Annotated in this window: 17 protein-coding genes; 9 read left to right on the forward strand and 8 right to left on the reverse strand. The window is 58.9% G+C overall.

The annotated features are described in order from the left end of the window. Positions 1-198: transposase (locus YUO_RS0135045; protein WP_028351368.1), on the reverse strand; the 198-nt coding region annotated here is incomplete at its 3' end. Positions 199-270: 72 nt separating this feature from the next. Between YUO_RS0135045 and YUO_RS0135050 the strand changes: the two genes are divergently transcribed. Beyond that, positions 271-567, forward strand: coding sequence for a hypothetical protein (locus YUO_RS0135050; RefSeq protein WP_156908901.1), 297 nt, complete (start codon positions 271-273; stop codon positions 565-567). A gap of 505 nt (positions 568-1,072) precedes the next feature. Here the strand turns inward: YUO_RS0135050 and YUO_RS46765 are convergent. The 4 genes from YUO_RS46765 to YUO_RS48580 all read right to left on the reverse strand — a co-directional run bounded on the left by YUO_RS46765 (position 1,073) and on the right by YUO_RS48580 (position 4,548). Continuing rightward, complete coding sequence (locus YUO_RS46765) at positions 1,073-1,270, reverse strand: hypothetical protein (protein ID WP_156908902.1); 198 nt, start codon at positions 1,268-1,270, stop codon at positions 1,073-1,075. A gap of 826 nt (positions 1,271-2,096) precedes the next feature. Then, positions 2,097-2,627: a M67 family metallopeptidase gene (locus YUO_RS0135085; protein WP_198028161.1), complete on the reverse strand. Its 531-nt coding sequence runs from the start codon at positions 2,625-2,627 to the stop codon at positions 2,097-2,099. After that, positions 2,624-4,420 carry a HesA/MoeB/ThiF family protein gene (locus YUO_RS0135090; protein WP_028351372.1) on the reverse strand — a complete coding sequence of 599 codons (1,797 nt, stop codon included), beginning with the start codon at positions 4,418-4,420 and terminating at the stop codon, positions 2,624-2,626. The genes YUO_RS0135085 and YUO_RS0135090 overlap by 4 nt, the downstream gene beginning before the upstream one ends. 2 nt (positions 4,421-4,422) lie before the next feature. Continuing rightward, positions 4,423-4,548, reverse strand: coding sequence for a hypothetical protein (locus YUO_RS48580; protein WP_283806441.1), 126 nt, complete (start codon positions 4,546-4,548; stop codon positions 4,423-4,425). A gap of 641 nt (positions 4,549-5,189) precedes the next feature. Here YUO_RS48580 and YUO_RS0135100 point away from each other — a divergent pair. Continuing rightward, positions 5,190-5,918, forward strand: coding sequence for an autoinducer binding domain-containing protein (locus YUO_RS0135100; RefSeq protein ID WP_028351374.1), 729 nt, complete (start codon positions 5,190-5,192; stop codon positions 5,916-5,918). Positions 5,919-7,318: 1,400 nt separating this feature from the next. Beyond that, entirely contained in the window at positions 7,319-8,860 is a 1,542-nt protein-coding gene (locus YUO_RS0135105) for a porin (RefSeq protein ID WP_156908903.1), read from the forward strand. A gap of 338 nt (positions 8,861-9,198) precedes the next feature. Here the strand turns inward: YUO_RS0135105 and YUO_RS0135110 are convergent, their stop codons facing one another. The 3 genes from YUO_RS0135110 to YUO_RS0135120 all read right to left on the reverse strand — a co-directional run bounded on the left by YUO_RS0135110 (position 9,199) and on the right by YUO_RS0135120 (position 12,570). Beyond that, complete coding sequence (locus YUO_RS0135110) at positions 9,199-10,107, reverse strand: LysR family transcriptional regulator (protein ID WP_028351376.1); 909 nt, start codon at positions 10,105-10,107, stop codon at positions 9,199-9,201. A 379-nt stretch (positions 10,108-10,486) separates the two neighbouring features. Further along, positions 10,487-11,359: an isocitrate lyase/phosphoenolpyruvate mutase family protein gene (locus tag YUO_RS0135115; protein ID WP_028351377.1), complete on the reverse strand. Its 873-nt coding sequence runs from the start codon at positions 11,357-11,359 to the stop codon at positions 10,487-10,489. An 11-nt stretch (positions 11,360-11,370) separates the two neighbouring features. After that, the gene (locus tag YUO_RS0135120) at positions 11,371-12,570 is read right to left on the reverse strand and encodes a pyridoxal phosphate-dependent aminotransferase (protein WP_028351378.1); all 1,200 of its coding nucleotides are present in this window, start codon (positions 12,568-12,570) and stop codon (positions 11,371-11,373) included. A 908-nt stretch (positions 12,571-13,478) separates the two neighbouring features. Between YUO_RS0135120 and YUO_RS0135125 the strand changes: the two genes are divergently transcribed. From YUO_RS0135125 to YUO_RS42805, 6 genes are all read left to right on the forward strand, one after another. Beyond that, positions 13,479-14,654, forward strand: coding sequence for an ABC transporter ATP-binding protein (locus YUO_RS0135125; RefSeq protein WP_028351379.1), 1,176 nt, complete (start codon positions 13,479-13,481; stop codon positions 14,652-14,654). After that, positions 14,654-15,622, forward strand: coding sequence for a carbohydrate ABC transporter permease (locus YUO_RS0135130; RefSeq protein ID WP_028351380.1), 969 nt, complete (start codon positions 14,654-14,656; stop codon positions 15,620-15,622). The genes YUO_RS0135125 and YUO_RS0135130 overlap by 1 nt, the downstream gene beginning before the upstream one ends. Then, positions 15,619-16,467, forward strand: coding sequence for a carbohydrate ABC transporter permease (locus YUO_RS0135135; protein ID WP_051379818.1), 849 nt, complete (start codon positions 15,619-15,621; stop codon positions 16,465-16,467). The genes YUO_RS0135130 and YUO_RS0135135 overlap by 4 nt, the downstream gene beginning before the upstream one ends. Continuing rightward, the gene (locus YUO_RS0135145) at positions 16,451-18,319 is read left to right on the forward strand and encodes an alkaline phosphatase family protein (protein WP_235782933.1); all 1,869 of its coding nucleotides are present in this window, start codon (positions 16,451-16,453) and stop codon (positions 18,317-18,319) included. The genes YUO_RS0135135 and YUO_RS0135145 overlap by 17 nt, the downstream gene beginning before the upstream one ends. 93 nt (positions 18,320-18,412) lie before the next feature. Further along, positions 18,413-19,681: an extracellular solute-binding protein gene (locus YUO_RS0135150; protein WP_028351384.1), complete on the forward strand. Its 1,269-nt coding sequence runs from the start codon at positions 18,413-18,415 to the stop codon at positions 19,679-19,681. Between the two features lie 42 nt (positions 19,682-19,723). After that, a complete protein-coding gene (locus tag YUO_RS42805) occupies positions 19,724-20,872 on the forward strand; it encodes an aminotransferase-like domain-containing protein (protein ID WP_051379819.1) in 1,149 nt (382 codons plus the stop codon). The last annotated feature ends 280 nt before the right edge of the window (positions 20,873-21,152 follow it).

A 21,152-nucleotide genomic window follows, 5' to 3' on the forward strand; every position in this document is an offset into this window, starting at 1 on the left:
CAGCTTCGCGTTCTCGTCCTCCAGCGCCTTCAGCCGCTTGGCCTCGGAGACATCCAGGCCGCCGAACTTGGCCTTCCAGTTGTAGATCGTCGCTTCCGATATCCCGTGCTTGCGAGCTAGGTCGGCCGTCTTCGCCCCGGCCTCATGCTCCTTCAACACACCGATAATCTGCTCTTCAGTGAACCTTGCTCGCTTCATTGTCCGTCCTCTTCGGGGCGGACTCTAACTCCTTCTGGCGGAAATACTCAGTGGCAGGTCAGAGCAGGTGGTGTGGCAAGTGAAATTCAAATTTCGCAGTGGCTCTTCATCTTCTCTATGTTCATCTTCACATCACTTGCGCTAGTCAAACGCTACGTTGAACTGGCGACGCGGCTCGACTGCGGCCTTCCGGATCGTTCAGACCGTGACTACAGGATCGCCGACCTTGATGTCGTTGCCGCTCTAGCTGCTGCGGCTGGCTTGAACGCCATCACGATCTTCGCACTCTATGTTACATCGCCCGATGTGCAGAAACTCTATCGACAAAGGCACTATGGCTCATCTGTCCAATTCTTCTCTATTGGATAGGCAGGGCGCTCATGATGGCGCACCGGCGTCTAATGGACGATGATCCTATTATTTTTGCGCTGAGGGACCGTATCAGCGCAATTGCCATTGCCTCGATCGCTGCCGTAGTAATCATCGCCATTTGACGCATTCTGGATTCTCTAGGGGCGGCGTTGCATTGATGCGTTCGGCTCCATAACGCCTAGCGACAGCGCGCAAGGGCAGGAATAGAAGCCGAACTGGGCGAGTGTCGCGTGCGCGTCGAGCGTGACGTGGACGCATCGACTCGAACTGCGAGGCGTGATCGAAAGGATCTGGCTGACTTCAATGTGTCGCAGGGCGACGGAGCGGTTCGGGACAATCGACGACCTCGGCATCTACTATGTGGGCTTGGACTTCGAACATAGCTAGCTTAGCCGCCTCACGGGCGGCGGCAGTGCCAGAACCAGAAAGCAAAGACACCCGCTGCGCCAACATGCGCGCTCCTCCTGAGCTGAGTGAAGGTGATCCGAACCGCTTGGCCTTGCTAGGCGATCTCATTTTTGGCAATGCCGCCTAGATCACTGTAGAGGTGAGTGCACAGAATTTCTGCGAGCGACGTGTCAGCGCGTCGATCAGGGCCGTTGGCGAGCACAGATTGTGATTGATGTTGCATGCCGAAGACCTGCAAGTGACGTTTGACCAGCACGATGTTCATCAACCAATCAGTGACATGCTCTGTCATCTAGATCAACTCCTAGCATTGGTCGTTGACCTATGCGGAAAATTGTTGCCGATCGCTATAGGAGTGACGCAGGAACAGCGGGCTTAAGCTCTGACGATAACAAGATGTTCGATGGGCAGCGTTCGAACTGTAACGTCGACGCGATAATCAGGCGTGAGGGAACGCGTTCTGCGCCTTCCAAGCGACGCCAGCCGGCCGATCTCTTCGATGCCGTGAGCGAGTTTCCAAAGCTTCTCAAAAGCAGCTGAAGCATTAAACGTAATTCGCGGGGCGGTGAGCTACGAAGATTGGCTCGGGAAGGGATGCGGCTTACGTTCGATGGCCAACGACTGAAGCGGTGCAGTGCGAGCGCATTCGCGAGTGTAAGAAAGGATGCTACCGTCGGGCGAAGAAAGCAGCAAGAAGTTCGAAGCTGCGATGCTCCATCTGGGATCGTTCCTTGGCCTCGGATTACAGCGGCCGGAAAGCGGGCTCGAATACCCGGTGATCGCTGCGGGAGCGGCGCTATGAAGGCAAATTCGATCAACAAGCAAGACTCCAAATCAGCTAACCGGACCATGACTTGGTTTGTGGGCCCAGTGCGATGCGAACTGCACCGGCACGCCAGTGATGGTGCTTCACAAGACCTGCCCGAGCCGCCGCGACCTTGCACACGGATACAAAGAACAATGGCGGAGAATTACCTGTCACCGTTCATCGAAGGCGTCAGAAGCTACTCGCTCGCGACCAGTGCAAAGAATGGCTACTCGGATCGAAAGTGATGGGCCGCTCAGTTGAATCACTTCGGCCTGACCAGGAACAATCCTCACGCGCTACAGCGTCAGGTCTAAGAGATCTTATGCGGATCGCTGGCGGCGCCGATCACTGTGCTCGAGCCAGGCCAGGCGGCGGACGGGTCAAAGACTTTGAGTTCCTGCGGCGCTGCTACCAATCGACGCCAAAGTAGCGGGCCCGCAAGCTGTCCTTTCCAGCACTGGGGCGACCAATCCGCTCCGCTACCGGCCACGATTAGCATCAGCGGTGCGTTAACCCGTCGGGCTATACGCAAGAGCGTCGCCGAATCGAGATCACTCATTTCGGCAATCCCGTCCGGATGCGAATGCCAATCACCGAGGTAGTCGAGGTCGCCGCAACTTGCCTCGAAGGCGCGGTTGATTTCACTCACCTGCCAAGCGTGATCCGGAATGAAAGAATGCCGCCCGTGAAGCGCGCACGGGCCGGGGCCCCGCAAATCGACGACGATATCGTACTCGCCGGACCGCCAGCCAAGAAGGATGCCGCCATTCTCGAGTGGGGACAGCTCTCGTGCGTGCCTGCACATTAGCCGTAGCACGTGTGAGGAGAGCCAGACGATCACCGGGCGGCTCCGCAGCATTTGGGATGGGGCGGGCATTGAAATGCCTCCCACTGGGGCAGCATCCGTGCGTCTCGATCATCCTTGAGCGCCAGTATAGCCACGTCCCAATCGCCAGGATCGTAATTCCCCTCCGAGAGGAGCCCCACGGCCGTGCGCACCATTTCCAGAGAGATCTCCTGCAGATCGAAGCCACCGCCCGTAAACGTAGGAGCGTTGCAGCCGACTGGGATGACGACGCCGACATCATCGACGCGTGGTTCTGGTATGTGCTGCTTGTCCTTCCAATGCTCGTTGAGGCACACGAAGCAACCTGCGGAAGCCGGAAGGAATCGCGCGACCACGCCGCCTGCGACGCCGAGCGTCGCATAGCCCATCACGTATGGCACCCGGAATTGCCGACAGCAGTGCGATAGCGCAAGCTGCACCTCTGGTGAGGCCGTGGCGTCGATCACGACATCGGCGGAACGCAGCTCATCGAAGACTGGGGTAAGGACGTTGCGCAGGTGGCGCGGAATGCCGACCGGTTCGGTAACGGCCGTGCCGAGGCGCCCCTCTACGGTGCTCGCCTTCGTCCACGAATAGTTTGACGCGATGAAGTTCGCGAGAGCAATTGCCTTGCTGCTTCCCCAAACGGTTCGGCCCAAAGGCCACCGCAAGCTGTTGCCGGGCTGGACCGTGTCGAAATCAAGAAGCGCAATCTCGCCCACGCCGGCGCGAGCCATTTCGAGGCCCGCGAAGCTTCCGATCGCCCCGCAGCCGATGACAAGGGCCTTCTTCGTGAGAAGAGATCGTGCGACGGGCAGCCGCGAAAATGTGTCATCCTTGGCGGCGCGTTCTCCGCGTATGAGCCTTGTTTCGTCTGCACCGGTTTTTTCGTCCGCGAGGCCGCGCCTTGTCGCCAGGAACAGCCACCCCGCGCCGTTCTTCTGCAAACCATATTCGGATTCCTCCGGGAACACGATGCCGGTGACGGAAAAGGGGCCACGCGCAGCGTCATTGACCTTCTGCACGCTGGTCGGCTGCAGCACCGCCTGTCGGGCAAGCTCTTCTTCGGCAAAGCGAAGCAGTTCTCCGGCGTCCACGTTTGCGGGGGGCGTAAACTTCACCCACCGCGCGGTAATCACCTGAGCACCTTCGGGCTCGGCCGGAAACCCGAACCGCTTGCCGATCGCCGTGCCGGTGCTGGTTTTCAGCTGCCGCAGGACCCCTTCGAAAGCAGCGCCGTTTCTCTTAGTGGGTCGACTGGCGCAGGCCACCTCCATCAAACCATGCTGGCCTGAGGGTAGCCCCGCCTGACCGTCAAAAAGGATGACGGAGTCCTCTTCCGAGGCTCCCGCGAAGTAGGGCATCAACTGGTCGGCGACCTGCTCCTCAAGCTCGGCCGCATCCTCCCAGCGCCCGTCTTTTCTGGCCGCGAGGGCGCGCAGGAGATGATCCAGTCGCTCCTGGACGAAGTCGGCGCCCAGCTGGTTGGAGTCCCATTGCCCCGATTCCTGCGTCAGCAGGCACAGCTCGCGACTGAGGGGGTTTTGATGCCGCTCGAAGCTCTCGTTCGGCGCAGCCACCGCGGGGCGGAAAAAAGGGTGCAGCGGAGAGTACCCGATGCGCAACAGCATCGGTGCGGACTGCCTATCCACCGGCCAGTCCGCTTCCAGAATCAGGACCCCGTTCCCCTTATGAATAGTTCGCGGCCTAATGCCCAGCCGTGCGAAAGCCGCCAGCTCGGCATTGAAGATCTCCGGCCAGATCGTCCACCAACCCTGGTTGGCAGCGGGATGATTGTGCTTAGCCAAACTTAGCCCACAGGACGATGTCCAGGCGGCGTGCTGGGGCGCGGCGGACCCTTGCCCGGCGTCTCGCTCGGCGGTCCGGGCGGCACGTCGGGATGCTCCGGATGTGGTGGCTTTGGCGGCTTAGCCATGCCTCATTCCTTTCGTTGCTTCGCTTAACTGATCAACTCTGAGCGCACCGTATCGTTCGCGAATCCGGCGGCATCGTTGTTCTCCTTAGCGCTAACTGACGATAGGGACAATGTCGCCGGAGGAAGCAGATCAAAATCGTTGGTACGCTTCGGACAAAAGTGAAGTGTCACGGATACAGCGACGGAATAAAGACGCGTTCTGCACGTTGCGTACAGACATATTCCTTTCGCTTCAGGCTCGGCCGATATCGAATCGGGGGCTAACGTTTCGCACGTCTTGATCAGGTAAGGGCCACCACGTGGCACTCAACGACCCGGAGAGCCGTGCGAACAAGTCCATCGCCATATCAGAACGGTCCATCACATTAATTGATCTGTCGCCGGCGTATTGCTTCCCAACGATACTGGGGCGGCACAAACGAGTTCCGTCTAGGACAGGAGGCATGGCATTTCCAACTGAGTGCGTTGGCGGACGGGCAGGGTCTTCCTGCGCTCCTCCAGCTCGGCCGCGCGGCCAGGTGGGCGTGTCTATATGTATCGGGAGCTCGCGCGACCTACGAGGGCCGGACGGCTTCTTCGTCAAAGGCGAAGCGTGAGGTCATTGGGAAGTCGGCCATTATGTTCAAGGTGGGAGAGCCGGAATGAGCCCGGTCGAAAGCATCTTCCAGGAATTTATTGATGCGATCCAAACCGCAACCAACGCGGATGAATTCGAGCGCGTCGCAACGCGGCTAACACAGAGGCTTGGCTTCCAGCGATTTGCCTATCTGCGCCTGACCGGCGAGACGCCGATGTTGATCTCGTCCTATCCCAAATCCTGGACCAGCCGGTACTTCCAACTTGGATATCAGCAGCTCGATCCTGTGGTGCGCCGCGCGCGTGCCGAGCACGCGCTGTTCAGCTGGGGAGGCGAGGCGTCAGCTCTGGCCGGAAATCGCGAGCAGCGCCGGTTCTTCGATGAAGCGACAACCTTCGGGATTAGATCAGGCATCACTGTGCCAATCAGGGGTGGATTTGGGCGGATGGCTGCATTTACGCTGGCGACGGGCGAGCGCGACGTTCACCCGAAGCGGCTCGTGGCCGAATGGAAGGATCTGGTACAACTCGTCGGGTTGTATTTCCATAGTCAGGTCGCCGCCAGACTTGACGTACCCTCTACCGGTAAAATCGCGGAAACTGAACTCACTCAGCGCGAGCGCCAATGCCTTGCATGGACCGTGCGCGGAAAAACTATCGCGGATATCGCGGTGCTGGTCCAGATTGCACCGCGAACTGTCGTGTTTCATCTTGAGAACGCGCGCCGCAAACTCGGTGCAGCATCTATTGCCCAATGCGTCGCCGAGGCGCTGCGGCGCGATTTGTTGTCCTAATCATCAACACGCCCCGATCGAAGAGGTCTTCGCCAAGAAAACACCGAGCGGCAGAGCCTCGCGATCGAGGCAACCTGGCGAAAGTCGCCGAGTTCCTAGATCTCTTGTCCGAGGAGGGTTGAGCTAAACTGATCAAGAACTCACGGCGCGGCGGCGGCTTCGCAGTTTCTGGTGGCCCCGGAAGCATCGGCGTTAGCTCGGGAGGCGACCGATGGTGGGGATGTTTATCGTGACCGTGATGATGCCGCGTGCTCGTGGTGCGGATCGTCATGAGGGTGGTGCTCACGCCACTACCTTCTTTCCGTGACCTGACTTTTATTCCAGGGGTCCTACCGCTAGCGAACTTGGTGTCCTGACTCTCAGCAGGGCTACTGCCGATCCCTCGTGCTGGGCTAGGCCAATCCATCGGCGTGGTATGTCAGGGTTTCCATCCTTGGCTTCGTATCCTTGGCTTGGTTTCCCTTAGCGCAAACTAAAATTGCGACAAGGCCGCCGGAGGAAGCAGATCAAGTCGTTGGTAATCTTTGGACAACGTCTCGAAATACAGCGACGGAAATTAAGAACGCATTCCGTACGATACTTGCAGACCTATTCCTTTGGCTTTACGTCAGGCCGGTTCGGTGACGCTGATTCTGCTGGACGATATGTCGTTCTAAAACCCCCGACGATACCAACATTCCTCTCACGCTGGCGAACTGGCGACCAGCCAGTATCGTCTCGACGCTTTTCGCGCGTCTTGATCAGGTAATGGCGCCACTCCGTGGCTCTCAACGACCTGCAGAGCCGTTCGAACAAATCCATCGCCAAATCAAAACGGTCCATCGCATTAGTTGATGTCTGTCACCGGCCTATTGTTTCCCTCCGATACTGCGTCGGCACAAACAAGTTCCGGACTAAGGAGAGGGCATGGCATTTCGAACTAAGTGCGTTGGCTTACGTCGTTGCGGCTTCGTGCAGACTGAATTGACCGCCAGCGTTATTCGTCCTCATCGAATTGCGAGTACACTGATTGATCCCCGTGCGAACCGACCGTGCAGAAGGCGGACGGTAATTTCACGCGCTCGCCTCGTTGTTGAGCGGATCGCCGCACGTCGGCATCAGGCCTGAACACGTGCGTTTCTCCACGCGCGAGACCAATCAGTTGCCACCACAACCAGCCAGGAACGGGCGCCGTCTGTCAGGCCGATCCCGGAATCAGCTTGAGAGGAACGCGTCGCTCCCTCGTTAGCTGGGCACGACGCGTTACGGCCTAACACAACGACTTCTCTCGTCCTACGTGAAAAACATAGGGGTCTATGTTTGCGTACTTATGTGAGGTTTCAGTGCGAAAAAAGTCGATCGGACCAATATCTAGCCGAGATGAATCTAATTTTGCGCGGCAGCGGCCATACGATAGATTGATGGTATCGAGATGGATCGCGACGGGCGCCTTGGTTGGTTGTGCAATCTCGTATTCACCCTCCGTCAGTCATGCCGATTCATCGGACGATCTAAGGCGAGAGCTGAAACGTCTTCAGGCTCGCGTTCATTCACTTGAAGCGAACGAGCAAACTGGCTCGCGCGCCGATCGCGCAGCGGCTAAGGCGGCGAGACTAGCGCAAAAGGAAGCAGAAGAGGCGAGGGCACGCGCGGAGGAGGCGCGAGTTCACGCGGAGGCTGCTCGTGCGAAGGCGCAAGCAGCGCAGAAGGGAGCAGATCCGCTGCAAGGAAGCTTCCCTGGCAGCATGCGAGTTCCGGGAACTGATACATCCTTTAAGCTGTATGGCCATGCAAAGCTCAATGTCTACGGAGATCTCGGGCCCCGCAACAGATCTGATACGATTACGGTTCCGTCTATTCCGCTATCACGTGGAGCGCTGGGCGCCCGAACGCCAGGAGATGTTGCTGTTAACGGTCGGTATTCTCGATTGGGTCTTGATGTGCGGACCCAGATTAGCGAAAGCTTTGGAACTATTCGCAACGTTCTCGAGGTCGATTTTGCGGGGCAGTTGTCTGATGCTACGACGCAGGCAATTGCATCGAGCTACACTACAAGACTTCGGCTGGCGTTTGCAGAATTCGGCAAGACTGATGGTTGGGGGTCCATAATTGCAGGGCAGGCCTGGTCGCTGTACGACGATGCCACACTTAACCCGCTTCGTAGCGTCTCTGATTGGTCGACGCCGGCAACGACGATTGTACGCCAAGGAGCGATTCAATACAACAAGAGCGTTGGATCGACGACGTTTAGTGTGGGTGTAGAGAACACATATAGCGACGTCACCAGCACCGTTGGAACGAGCTATCCCGATTCGAACGGTGGCGCGGGCTTTACCCCAAGTGGGATGCCAGATCTTACAGCGAGAGTCCTCTGGCGTGGCGAAAGCGCGTCTTTCGCTTTGAGGGGCATGATGCGGAATATTGAAATCAACAATGGGGCTGGGATTCCTGCCCAACGATATGACGCGTCGACTTTGGGCTATGGCATTGGTGCGAGCGGGTCGCTCTACCTTTTGGACGGTCGTCTGGCACTGTTTGCGACGGCAAACTATGGACCCGGTATCGGTCGTTATCTCAGCATGGTCAGTCCAGGATTTGGTGCCGTAACCAACTTTGGCTTGCCGGGTGTAACTGCCCGAACAGCCACGATTGATGCGGTAACGGCGACGGCTGGCGTCGTTGGCCTGCAGTACAAGTTCCTTCCAAATCTCCAGAGCAATGCCCTTATTGCAGCCGGCAACCTCAAGTACCCCAATTATGTCAACCAATTCACGACAACTTCCAGTGCGATCAATAGGAGCTTATGGGCCACAAGTGTCAATCTGATCTATAGCCCCGTGCCATCGATTGACCTCGGTATTGAGTATTTACATGGATCGCGCGCGCTGTTGGGTCCCGACGTGAACGGGGTTGTCGGTGGAACAACCAACCGTATTCAAAGCATGGTGCTCGTTCGGTTCTAGCTACAAGAGCGCTTGAGCATGGCTGGCTGTGTGCACAACAGAAACGCTTTATTACGAGAGGGCGTCGTTAACAATGATAAGCAATGGGATGGCAATGACAGGTCTGGAGAAGGCGCCGAGGAGCAACGAGTGCAGCGTCGTCCAGAAAGAGGAATAAGACTAAACGTCCGCTCCTTGCAGCAAGCTGATATTCGATGAGCAGCTTGAGGCGGCCATTGCAATAACTGTGTGCTCTGGGAAGGGCGGTGTTCGTTTGGCGTCGATCTATCAGACCCCTGTTTCAAAAAGACCAGCATCGTGCGACGCCGTTTAGAGGTGCCGTCGATCGCTGTGCGATACTAAGCGGCTTCCGGAAGGGCGGCCTTTTTACAAAGGCGGACTAGCCATCGGCAAAAAGCACGAGCGATTTCGGGACTGTCGCTGCGGTCGACGGCGTAAGCCCGATATTGCATGCCGCTGGGAGTACGTGATCCTGGTATCACATGCAGAACGCCCCCGCGCACGAGATCGCCGACGATGATTTCGGGTGCCACCAGAAGGCATTTTCCCGTCATCACTGCCGGCAGAGCAAGATAATTGTGATCATATCTCGCCCCCGATTTTATGTCGTTTGAGTTCAGGTTCATCGCCCTCAGCCATGTGGGCAATATGTCGGGCCGGGATGTGATGTTCAGAATCGGCAGTGAGCGAATGACTGATAAGCTTTTGCCATTTACGTGATTTGGAGAGCCCACACAGACGAGTTGCTCGTTGTAGATTTCCCAATCGTCGGCCGGTTCGATGAGGGAAAGGTCCCGTGTAATCAGGATGTCGAAATCGTCGGAAGATGTGGGCGGGGACAGAGAGCTTATCACATCCACGATTACACCGCCCATTTCAGCAGAGAATGCTTGGAGATTCGGAATGAGAAAAGAATAGGCGAAGGTCGAGAGCGACGTACGAACCACAAGCCGATTACGTTCCGGACGAGTCCGCCGGCGCATTCTCTTGGCGGTGAAGCACACCGTATCTAGCGGTTCTGCGACTGTGTTCGCAAAAAGCCTTCCGAATTCCGTCAATTCGCTCCGCCTACCGCGCCGTTCGATGAGGCCTGTACCCAGATATTCTTGAAGCACGGCCAGGTAGCGGCTGACGGAGCTCTGTGTCGCTCCCAAAGCGCTAGCCGCACGCGTTACGCTTCCTTCTCGCGCGATCGCCACGAATACGCGGATCGCGTTAAGGGGCACTTCATCATCTTCGAGAGCCATCTTTATTCCGATAGGTTCTGGGATCTTGCCAGCTTTCACTGGCAGGCCCATTGCCAAATATTCCATCACATTATTCAATGTTCAGAGCCGGATTACTGCGTCTGGACGATATATCGCGCTCAAAAATGCTAAGATCGGTCGGCGGCCTTAATGGCTAAGCTGATTTCCGCCGCGTTCCCACAGGGTGCATCTCAAACGCGCCGTAGGAGTAGACGCGATCGCTTGATCGTCTTGTCGCAGTCGACACGCCGCGATTTTCCGGAGGAGAAAGCCTCTAATTTCTGATCGATGGCGGGGCAGGCATAGCGCCTGAGCGGGAGCTCGGCCGCTACCTATCGTGTTAAAATCTCAATAGTCACTGCGCGGCCGGAATGAGCCCTCAGCAAAGGAAGCGAGCCTCAGCTGTTTTGATCTCGTTCATCTTCTGGAGTCTGAATATCTCCTCAACCGGCAGAATGTCCTTGTGGACGTTTTGGACGCCGCCATCAGCGACGATCCGGCGGAAGGTCTCCTGCATGGCAGTTGCAGCAGCGCGGATGCCGTAATTGCCGTAAATCATTATGCGGATATTGCCGAGCGCCTTGACGCGCTCGGCGTTGAGGTCAGGGTAGGCGTTCGGCACGATCACCAGCGGCGCAAATCCAGTCCACGCGCGCGAAAAGCTTTCGATCTCCGAGGGATCTTTCTTTTTCGAATGGATCAAGATCATGTCGGCGCCAGCCTCCACATAGGCTTGCGCGCGATGCAGGGCCTCCGCTTCGCCGAGGTCTGCGATGAGGGCTTCCGTGCGGGCGATGACCAGAAAATCCGGGTCCTGTTTTGTCGCAACGGCGGCCTTGATCTTGCCCTGAAACTCCTCAATTCGCAGCAGTTCCTGGCGGCCGCCGGCCACAAGGCTCGTCACTTTCGGAAAAGTCTTGTCCTCGATAACAACGGCGCTGGCGCCGGCCCGCTCGTATTCGCGGAGGGCATGGATGACATTGATCGCGTTGCCATAACCTGTATCGATATCGGCAACGATCGGCAGCCTCGTGCGTCCGGCGATCGCTCGCAGCATGTCGAGATGCTGTGTCATCGAGATCAGGCTCATGTCCGGCAGGCCGTAAAGCGCCGACAGCTCGAAGCCGGAGGCCCACAGGCCGTCGAATCCGGCTTCTTCTGCGAGGAGCGCCGAAAGCGGGCTATGGGCGGCCATGATGTGGGCAAGCTTGGTCTCGGCCGTGCGGGCGCGGAGGCGTTTGGCAGGGGACATCGAGAGGTCTTTCAGGACAGGGCAGCGCAGGCGGCGATGATGCGGTCGCAGGCACGGGTGAGGTCCTCGAGCGAGGAGGCATAGGAAATGCGGATATAGGGCGAGGCCATGAAGCCGCTGCCGGGCACGACGGCCACGGCGAAATCCTCGAGCAGATACATGGCGAAATCGGTGTCGGTTTCGATCACCTTGCCCTCCGGCGTGCGCTTGCCGATAACACCCGCGCAGGCGGGGAAAACGTAGAAGGCGCCGTCCGGCACGCGGCACGAAAGCCCCTCGGCTTTGTTCAGCTTCGCAACGACAATGTCGCGGCGCTGCAGAAAGGCGCTCGCGAATTCCTCGATGTGGTCCCGGCCGCCAGACAGCGCTTCGATGGCGGCATATTGTGAAATCGAGCTGGTGTGGGAGGAGGTTTGGCCTTGGATGAGGTTCATGGCCTTGATCAGCGCCAGAGGCCCCGCGCCATAACCGACGCGCCAGCCGGTCATGGCGTCGGCCTTGGACATGCCGTTGACTGTCAGCGTGCGCTGGTAGAGGTCCGGCGCGACCGCTGCCATGGTAGCGAAGTCACCGGTATAGGTGAGCTTTTCATAGATGTCATCAGACAGCACATGGACATGGGCATGGCGGCGCAGCACCGTGGCGAGCGCGAGCAACTCGCCTCGGCTATAGACCGCACCGGTCGGATTGCAGGGCGAGTTCAGCATCAGCCACTTGGTGCGCGGCGTGATCGCCGCCTCCAACGCCTCGGGACGCAGCTTGAATCTATGGAATTCATCGCAGGCGACGAGAGTAGGTTTGCCGCCGGCGAGCACCACCATATCGGGATACGAGACCCAGCACGGCGTCGGGATCACCACCTCATCGCCCGGATCGAGGGTGGCGAAGAGTGCGTTGAAGACGACCTGCTTGGCGCCGCAGCCCACCGTGATCTGGTCGATGCTGTAATCGAGCCCGTGTTCGCGGCCGAAGCTGTCGCGGATCGCCTCGCGAAGCGGCTTGATCCCGGCGACCGCCGTGTATTTCGTCCGCCCGTCGCTGATGGCCCGGATGCCGGCTTCGCAGATAGCGGATGGCGTGTCGAAATCCGGTTCGCCCTGACTGAGCGTGATCACATCAACGCCCTGATCACGCAACTCGGCGGCACGAGCCGTCATCGCCTTGGTCTCAGAGGGGCGGACGACGTTGAGCCGTTCTGCAACGAGAGACAATATAGAATACCTGTGAGCTTAGGAGGAGCATTTGGAGGCCTTCTACTCGCTCTCAGACGGCCTAACTATTCAGGCCATCGCGTTTTTGAATGAAATCATCGAAAGTTGCGATATGTCGTTGCATATAAAAAGCGGACTTCTTGCAGACGCGTAATCGACCAGCAGAAGGGGCGGGCAGATAGGCGTTGCGGCGGGATCGACTGCATAGGCGAGGTATCTGCATCTCGTTTGCAGTGTGCGGCAGCACGGCGAGGACGCCCCGGGCGATTTCGCAAGAGTCCGAAGGATCCCATAGCACAAGTTCGCGCGTTACCAGCGCGTCGAAGCTGTCCTGGTCGAGGACATGGACATCAAGATGAGCACGTCGATCACGGCGCCTCCCATCCTGGATTAGAATGTATGAAGATTTGAAACGAGCACACCCAGGCAAAGTTGTGAGTGAAGTGCTCACGACAGGCAGTTCGCCTCCGGCTCGTGGCGTCCCGGTCCTGGGCGGTCTCGTGTCCAGGGTCGGCGACGCGTCGGCGAAGAGCCGACGGAGTCCGCCGGTTCGCTGTTTCGGCCGTGCCACTCGATCAGCTTCGAGCTAAGATAGTTTTCCAGGACAGCGAGATGCGGTTGACGGACCTCTGGGTAATGCTGAGGCTTGTACCCAGCGCGTGGCACGCTCTGTTCGCGGGCGATCTCCACGAACGCGCATCGCATTGAGCGACGGGTCTTTGTCTTCCGACATTCTAACCCTTCGTCATCGCATGTTGCGAAGTTCGCATCGAATTATTCGATGAATGTCATCCGGGTGTAGCAATACCGGTCTTGAAGTTCTTACACATCAGCGGACCAGTCGAAAATGATAGACGATCTCATTGCCGTGCTCCGCAATTTTTTATGACGATGTGAAAGTAACGGCGATGGCATCCGTACTGATTGATAGCATTCGAAAGAATTACGGCACGGCGTCTGTCTTGCGAGGTGTTTCGCTGTCGATAGCAGATGGTGAGTTCCTGACGTTGTTGGGGCCATCGGGGTGTGGGAAGTCGACGCTGCTACGCATCCTGGCAGGGCTCGAGGCGCAGGATGCAGGTTCGCTCTCGATCGGCGGGCGGGCGGTGGAAGGCCTCAGGCCGAAGCTGCGGGACGTGGCAATGGTATTCCAGTCCTATGCGCTCTATCCTCATATGACGGTCGCCTCCAACATGGCGCTGCCGCTCCGGATGCGCCGGCTCTCAGTCTTCCAGAGGCTTCCTCTTCTCGGCCACCTGCTGCCAGCAACGGCACGGATCGCTGCCGAGATCGACGTGGAAGTCACCCGCACGGCCAAGTCCCTCGGCATCGGCCACCTGCTGGCCCGCAAACCGGGACAGCTCTCCGGCGGGCAGCGCCAGCGCGTGGCCGTCGGCCGTGCGATGGTGCGCCATCCGGCTGTTTTCCTGATGGACGAACCGCTGTCAAACCTCGACGCGAAGCTGCGTGTGCAGATGCGTGCCGAGATCAAGGAACTGCACCAGCGGCTCGGGGTCACCTTCCTCTATGTCACCCATGACCAGGCCGAAGCCATGACGCTGTCGGACCGGGTGGCGGTGATGCTCGACGGCGAGTTGCTGCAGGTCGCTCCGCCGCAGGACATCTATGCCGATCCAGACGACCGGCGCGTCGCCGAATTCATTGGTTCGCCCAAGATCAATATGCTTGAGGGCGTGGTGCGAGAGCGCGGCCTGATCGATGTGGCCGGAGCGACGATCACGATCGAGGCCGATGCACCTGCCGGCGCGCATCTCACCCTCGGCATTCGTCCGGAGGCTTTTCATCTCGCCGATCACGGCGGGCAGGGCGTACTGACCGGTTCCGTGCGCATGATCGAACACATGGGCTCCGATCTCTTCGTCCATCTCGATCTGGCGGGCATCGATCAGCCGTTGATCGCAAGACTGCTGGCCGAACGGGCGCCTCATATCGCTCCCGGCCAGACCTTGCATGTCGGCGTCAGGCCGGACCGCGTCCTTCTCTTTGCTCGTGATGGGCGGCGTTTGCACCGGCAAGCGGAATCCGGGCGGGCATCGGTCACGCCGATCCGGGAGGGCGCCTGATGAGCGCGCCTCTTTCTCTTTCCGACACCTCCGAGGAGGAGTCCGCGACCCGTGGCGTTCGAATATCCTCCGCTGCCTCACCGGCCCGCCGGCGTGCCCTTGCGGAAGCGCTGGCGGCCTGGACGCTGGCAGGGCCGGCAGTCTTCTTTCTGCTCGTCCTATTCTTCCTGCCGGTGCTCGGGGTCTTCGTTATCGCGCTCACCGACTGGCAGTTCGGGGCGCGTTCGCTTTCCTTCATTGGCCTCGCCAACTTTCGCCAGGTCTTCGCCGATGCGGTCTTCAGGGCGTCGCTCCTCAACACCGTGGTCTACGTTCTTATCGTTGTGCCGGGCACCGTCATCCTAGCTCTTCTGATCGCGTTGCTGATCGAAAGCGGAAAGTCCTGCCGCTCCTTTTACCGCGCCGTGCACTTTCTGCCCTTCATGGCGACGCTCACGGCCATGGCGATCGCCTGGGAGGCGCTGCTGCATCCCACGATTGGCCTGGTTAACCAGGCGCTCGCTGGTCTCGGCTTGCCGACCGCCAACTGGCTTCGCGACGAGAATACAGCCCTGCCGGTGCTGGCCGTCATCGGCATTTGGCAGAATCTCGGCTACGCCATGGTGCTGTTCCTGGCCGGCCTGAAGGGCATCCCGCAAGATTTATATGATGCCGCCGATGTCGATGGTGCGGACCTTTGGCTTGACCGGCTGCGCACCGTCACCCTGCCCATGCTCGGGCCGGTCTCTATGTTCGTTGTCATCGTTGTGGCGCTGAGGGCGTTCGAGTCTTTCGATACCGTGAAAGTGCTTACCCAAGGCGGGCCCGGCCACGCCTCCGAAGTTCTGCTCTACACGCTTTATCGGGAGAGCTTCGAATATCTGCGCACCGGATATGGCGCCGCCGTTGCTGTCGTCTTTCTCGCCATCGTCGTGACGCTCACCCTCGTCCAGGTCCGCTTCATGGACAGGAAGGTGCACTACCAATGAGCGCTACCACCTCCACCAGCCGCCTGTCGCCGCCCGCCGCCATTCTTCGACATGCCGTGCTACTCGCCACCGGAGCGCTCATTCTCGTTCCCTTCGTGTGGATGGCGTCGCTGTCGGTCAAGCCGCCGGGCGAGATCTTCCGCGCGTCCTTCTCCTTCTGGCCTGCGCAATTTTACGGTGTTGAGAACTATACCAAAGCGATGACCGAAGTGCCGCTGCCGCGCTATATGGGCAATGGTCTTGTCGTCTGTGTTCTGATCCTCGGCGTTCAGATCCTCGTCTGCGCCCCTTGCGCCTATGCGCTCGCCAAGCTCCACTTTCTCGGTCGCGACCTACTCTTCGGCCTCGTGCTCGTTGGCCTGCTGTTGCCGCATCAGGTGCTCTCGCTGCCGCTTTTCATTCTCGGCTATCAGCTCGGCATCCTCAACACTTACGCGGCGCTCGTCTTCCCTTATGTGGTCTCGCCCTTCGGCATCTTCCTGTTCCGGCAGTTCTTCAAGACCATTCCTGATGACGTGGTCCACGCCGCGCGGCTCGACGGGCTCTCCGAAATCGCGATCGTCTGGAAGATCATGGTGCCAATGGCGCTGCCGGCCGTCGTCGCGTTCTCGATCTTCTCGGTCGTCTCGCACTGGAACGACCTGTTCTGGCCCCTCATCGCCGTGCGCGACCAGTCCCTCATGCCGCCCCCACTCGGCATCATGGCCTTCAAGAACGAAGAGGCCGGCAACGACTACGGCCCACTCATGGCCGCCTCAACCCTCGTCGTCCTTCCTCTCCTCATTGCATTCCTTGCCGCACAAAAATGGTTCGTCGAAGGACTAACGGGTGGGGCAGTCAAGTGAAGAAGCTCAAAAATCAATTGCCAGTGTCCCTAAGTCCAATGAACCTGGTTATCCGGCGCAATTCACTGAAAGTGCTTCTTGTTGCCCCGATCCTGATGGCAGCAACATCATCGGTGCACGCGCAGTCGCCGATCAATCTGCGGTCTTCCTACGCCACCAGCGCCTTCAACGCGCTGATCGCGAGCGCCACCCAGATGTTCACCGAGGTCGGCACCGCGACCATAACCTTCCTGAAGGCACACCGACCAACAGCGACGATGGCCGGCATCACCCAGACCCGGGCGCTCCAGGCGTTTGGCGCGGGACGGTACCTGTGAACTCTCTTGAAATCGAACGTTCTGACGCGATCGCTCTGGAAGGTCCGATGCTTCAGCAAGAGTTTCGCTTCCTCATCGTCAGCTTCGACGGCCTGCGCCCCGACCTCATCGGTCCCACGCTGACGCCCAATCTCTGCCGCTTGAAGGCCGCTGGTGTGACGCTCGCCAGCCACCGCACCGTCTATCCGACCGAGACCCGCTCAGCCTTCCCGAGCCTCGTCACCGGCGCGACGACCGACCGCCACGGCATGGTCGGCAACAAATATGTCGACCGCTCCGTAATGCCGCCTTGCTACATCGACACTTCCGACGCGCTTCTCCTGCGCCGCCTCGACCTCGAAAGCGGGGGGCGCCTCTATTCAGCGCCCTCCCTCGGCGAGATCCTGGCGTCAGCCGGTTGCAGCCTCGCCGTGCTCGCCACCAACACGCCGGGCACCACCCGGCTTTTCCACCATAAGGCTGAGGATTTCGGCCATGTGCGCCTCTCCGGCCATTTCCGCGAAGCCTGCACGCCGGACGGTGTGCTCGCCGAGATTGAAGCACGTACCAGTCCATTGACGCCGGCGCCGCCCAAAACGGAGCCGGACCGTATCGGACAAGACTGGATCACCTCGGCTTTCCTCGACGTCGTCTGGCCGAAATATCGTCCCGATGTAACGATCCTTTCCTATGGCGAGCCGGACGTCACCTCGCATTTCCACGGCACCGGGGCGGAGGCGACGCGCTCCATCATTGCCCATTGCGACCGACAGTTCGGCCGTGTGATCGACTGGTGGGAAGCGGAGGGAAGGCAGGCTGGCGTTCAGATTTTCGCGATCTCGGATCACGGCCATATCACCGGCCATACGCGCATCTCGGTGGCCGATAGCCTGCGTGCGGCCGGCTTTAGCCCCGGCGTTGTGCCTGCTCCAGATGTTGACGTGGTGGTGGTGCCGGGCCAGGTCGGCGCGCTTTATCTTGCCGATCCGAATGAGGCGAAGGTTGCCCGGTTGGTTGCAACTATTACGTCCGAGTCATGGTGCGGGACAGTGTTCACGCGTGCGAAGGACGAGGTCAACGGGATTGCCCCCGGAAGCCTCTCGAACCGTCTCGTCTTCGCCGATCATGTCCGTGCGCCAGATGTCGCCTTTTGCTTCCGCGCCGACGATACCATCGACCCCTTCGGCCTTGTCGGCGGCACCTTCTATGACAATGATCGCCGGGCCGGTCTCGGCCTTCACGGCGGACTGCATCCGAAGGAACTCGCCGCATTGGGCATCGTCGCGGGATCAGCTTTTCCGAACATTGGATCCGCATCTTTTTTGTCGTCGGGCATTTGCGATGTGGCGCCGACGATCCTCCACCTGCTTGGCGTTGACGCACCACCCACGATGGGTGGACGGGTGCTTGGTGAGGTACTACGGCCAGCATCGTCTGCAGAGGTCACCATCCGTGGCGAAATCTTCGAGGCGCGACTTGGCAGCTATCGACAGGTTCTTCGACGGGTGGCGGTAGGCGACACCAGCTACGTTGAAAGCGGAATGGCAGAAAGCTGACACTGGTAACACAAGCCCTCCTGGACTGGCACTCACAAGCCAATCCTGGGCTGACCGTCGGTACGATTAAGTAAACTCTCAGGAGATCACTCGATGCACACCACACGTAGAAGGCTGCTTCTGACCGGTGCTTCCGCAATCGGGGCATTTGCAATCCCAGCAATCGGCCGCACCGCCAACATTATCAAGCTGACGATCAGCCATGGTGCGCCGAGCTATGCGAAGATGCTGGCCGATCTGGGCCAGAAATTCACCGGCAAGCATCCGGAGACGCAAGTCGAATTCGTCGCAAACGGCGACAACTGGGATCCGCTTTTGCAAAAAACCTTCCGTGGCGCGCTCGTCGGCGATTTGCCGGATGCTACGTGGCAGTCACTTACTTATGCCCAGCTACTTGCCAGGCGCGGAATCTCGCAACCGCTCGATGAATTTTCCGGGGGCGCCGAAAAGCTTGCGACGATGGGACTTTCCCGCCCGTTGATCGATGCAACTCTAGTAGACCGAAAGAACTATTCGCTGCCGTTCGGAACAACGATTCCGGTCGTCTTTTACAATATGAACCTTCTAAAACAGGCGGGCTTTTCGGACACTAAACTGCCGAAATCGTGGGACGAGATTGTCGAGATTGGAAAGAAGGTGGCCGCCCTCGGCGGAAACGTCAACGGCGGATACATCGAGTATACGTCTACAAACGCGTGGATGTTTCAGAACATTCTTGGAACGCTTGGCGGGCATATGATGAACCCCCAGCAGACCCATATTGCTTTTGATGGGCTGGAAGGACTGCAGACGCTCGAGATACTATCCAAGTTCGGCCAGACCAGCAATTTCGATATGACGCTGGACCAAGCTCGCCAAGCGTTCAATTCCGGAATTACCGGTGTGCATATTAGAACAGCTAGTGGCATCAGCTCGGTGGCGAAGGCGGCGTTAGGCAAATTCGAATTGCAGGTGGGCCAATTACCCGTTCCGAATCCCAATGGGCGGCTTGTCGGAGCAGGTCACGGCTTCTTCATGTTTGCCAAAGATCCAGAGCGCCAGAAGCGTGTCTGGGACTTCATCAGTTTCGCGTCGGGTGCCGATGGTCAGGCAATCCTAGCCAAGCATACCGGTTATCTGCCCATCAACATGATCACCCTGAATGACCCGAAGTTCCTTGAGCAGTATTTCGCTGCCAATCCGTATCACCGCTCAGTCGTGGAGCGGCTCCCCATCACCGGCGATCAGTTTTCTTTTCCAACCGATAACACGGTGAAGATCGCAGATATGATGGCGGATGAGATGCGTAAGGTCGTCACCCAACGGTCAGAACCGAAACGAGCACTGGCTGAAATAGCCGAACAGACTCGAAGGCTGCTCTAGAGCCCAGCTATCCGCGACAACGCCATCCACGGGAAATAGATCATGGCCGCCCAGGCAACAACAACTGCAGCCTATTCCGCTGACAGACATACCACCGCCCTTTCGCTGCTCAACATGAGCGGCAATCTACCGCCAAAAGTTCCCCATGCCTTTGATGCCGAATATCTCGCAGCAGTTCAGACCGTGTTATCGAGGCAGTCGCCCAACGACTTGATCGGGGCGCATCAGTTCCGAGGGGAGCGGCGTGACAGGATAGCAGGGGCACACTTTGTCGGCAGGCGCCTGCCTGTCGCGCCTAATCCAGATCAGCTGATAGTCACCAACGGCACGCAAGGTGCGATCACCATGCTGATGGCCGGCCTCATTGGCCGGGGAGGGACCTTGGCGATCGAAGAACTCAGCTACCCGACGATGCGGCAGTTCGCGGACATGTTGGGCATAGGCCTTTGCAGCATTCCAATGGACAAGGAGGGTATGCTGCCCGATGCCTACGAGGCGGCGTGTAGGATCAAGAGTCCTGCCGCCGTCTATGCCCTGCCGACGCTGCAGAACCCGACGACCGCAATCATGAGCGTCGATCGCCGTCGGAATATTGCGGAGATTTCCCGCAAATACGGCGTCGCAATCATCGAGGACGACATATATAGCCTCCTTCCCTTTGATCTCCCACCACCGCTTTCGGCGTTCGCGCCAGAAATATCCTGGTACATCCTGGGTACAGCAAAAAGCATGGCGGCGGCATTGAAAGTCGCCTACTTGGTGGCGCCGTCCGCCGAGGCGGCTCAGTCTCGGTTTTGGCCGGGCGTGCGAGCCACCTATTGGATGTGCGCGCCCATCAACGCCGCCACTGTAACGGCGCTTATCGAGAACGATGCTGCCGACAGGATCATTGCTGCTGTACGCCGAGAAACACAGGCTCGTCAGGCTCTTGTGATGGAGCGGCTGCGGCACCGCGAGTTCAATGCCATAGCGGAGGGGTTGCATGTCTGGTTGAAGCTTCCAGCCAGCCAACCGCGTGCAGAGTTCGTTGCACGGGTTCGCTCCCGCGGCGTGGAGATCAGCGCGAGCGACACCTACTTTTTTGGCAAGGATGAGCCGCCGAACGCTATCCGGTTCGGCACCGGCACGGCGCCGGATCGTGAGGCGTTCGAGTGCGGGCTTGATGCCATCGTTAGGGCATTCGATGCATAAGACCAGCCCTCCAAGGCGAGGCAACCGGTGCAACATCTGGACTGACGTCGCCTTGGACTCTAACGGCAGGGTAATCGGCTATGTGCGTCTAGCTTTGGCTACGCACGACAGATCCGGCGAGGATGCGGCCTACAGGTGGGAAGGCATTCCCGTCGGCGGGAGATCACCGCCGGACAGATCGTCGGCTCGATCAATTTTCCCGACCGCGCCTTGGAAAGAGGCGGAGCCAGTTACGGCAGCGGCGGAAGGCATCATATGTCGCCGGATCCCCGCGCGAATC

This window comes from Bradyrhizobium murdochi (genome assembly GCF_000472965.1).
Taxonomy (GTDB): domain Bacteria; phylum Pseudomonadota; class Alphaproteobacteria; order Rhizobiales; family Xanthobacteraceae; genus Bradyrhizobium; species Bradyrhizobium murdochi.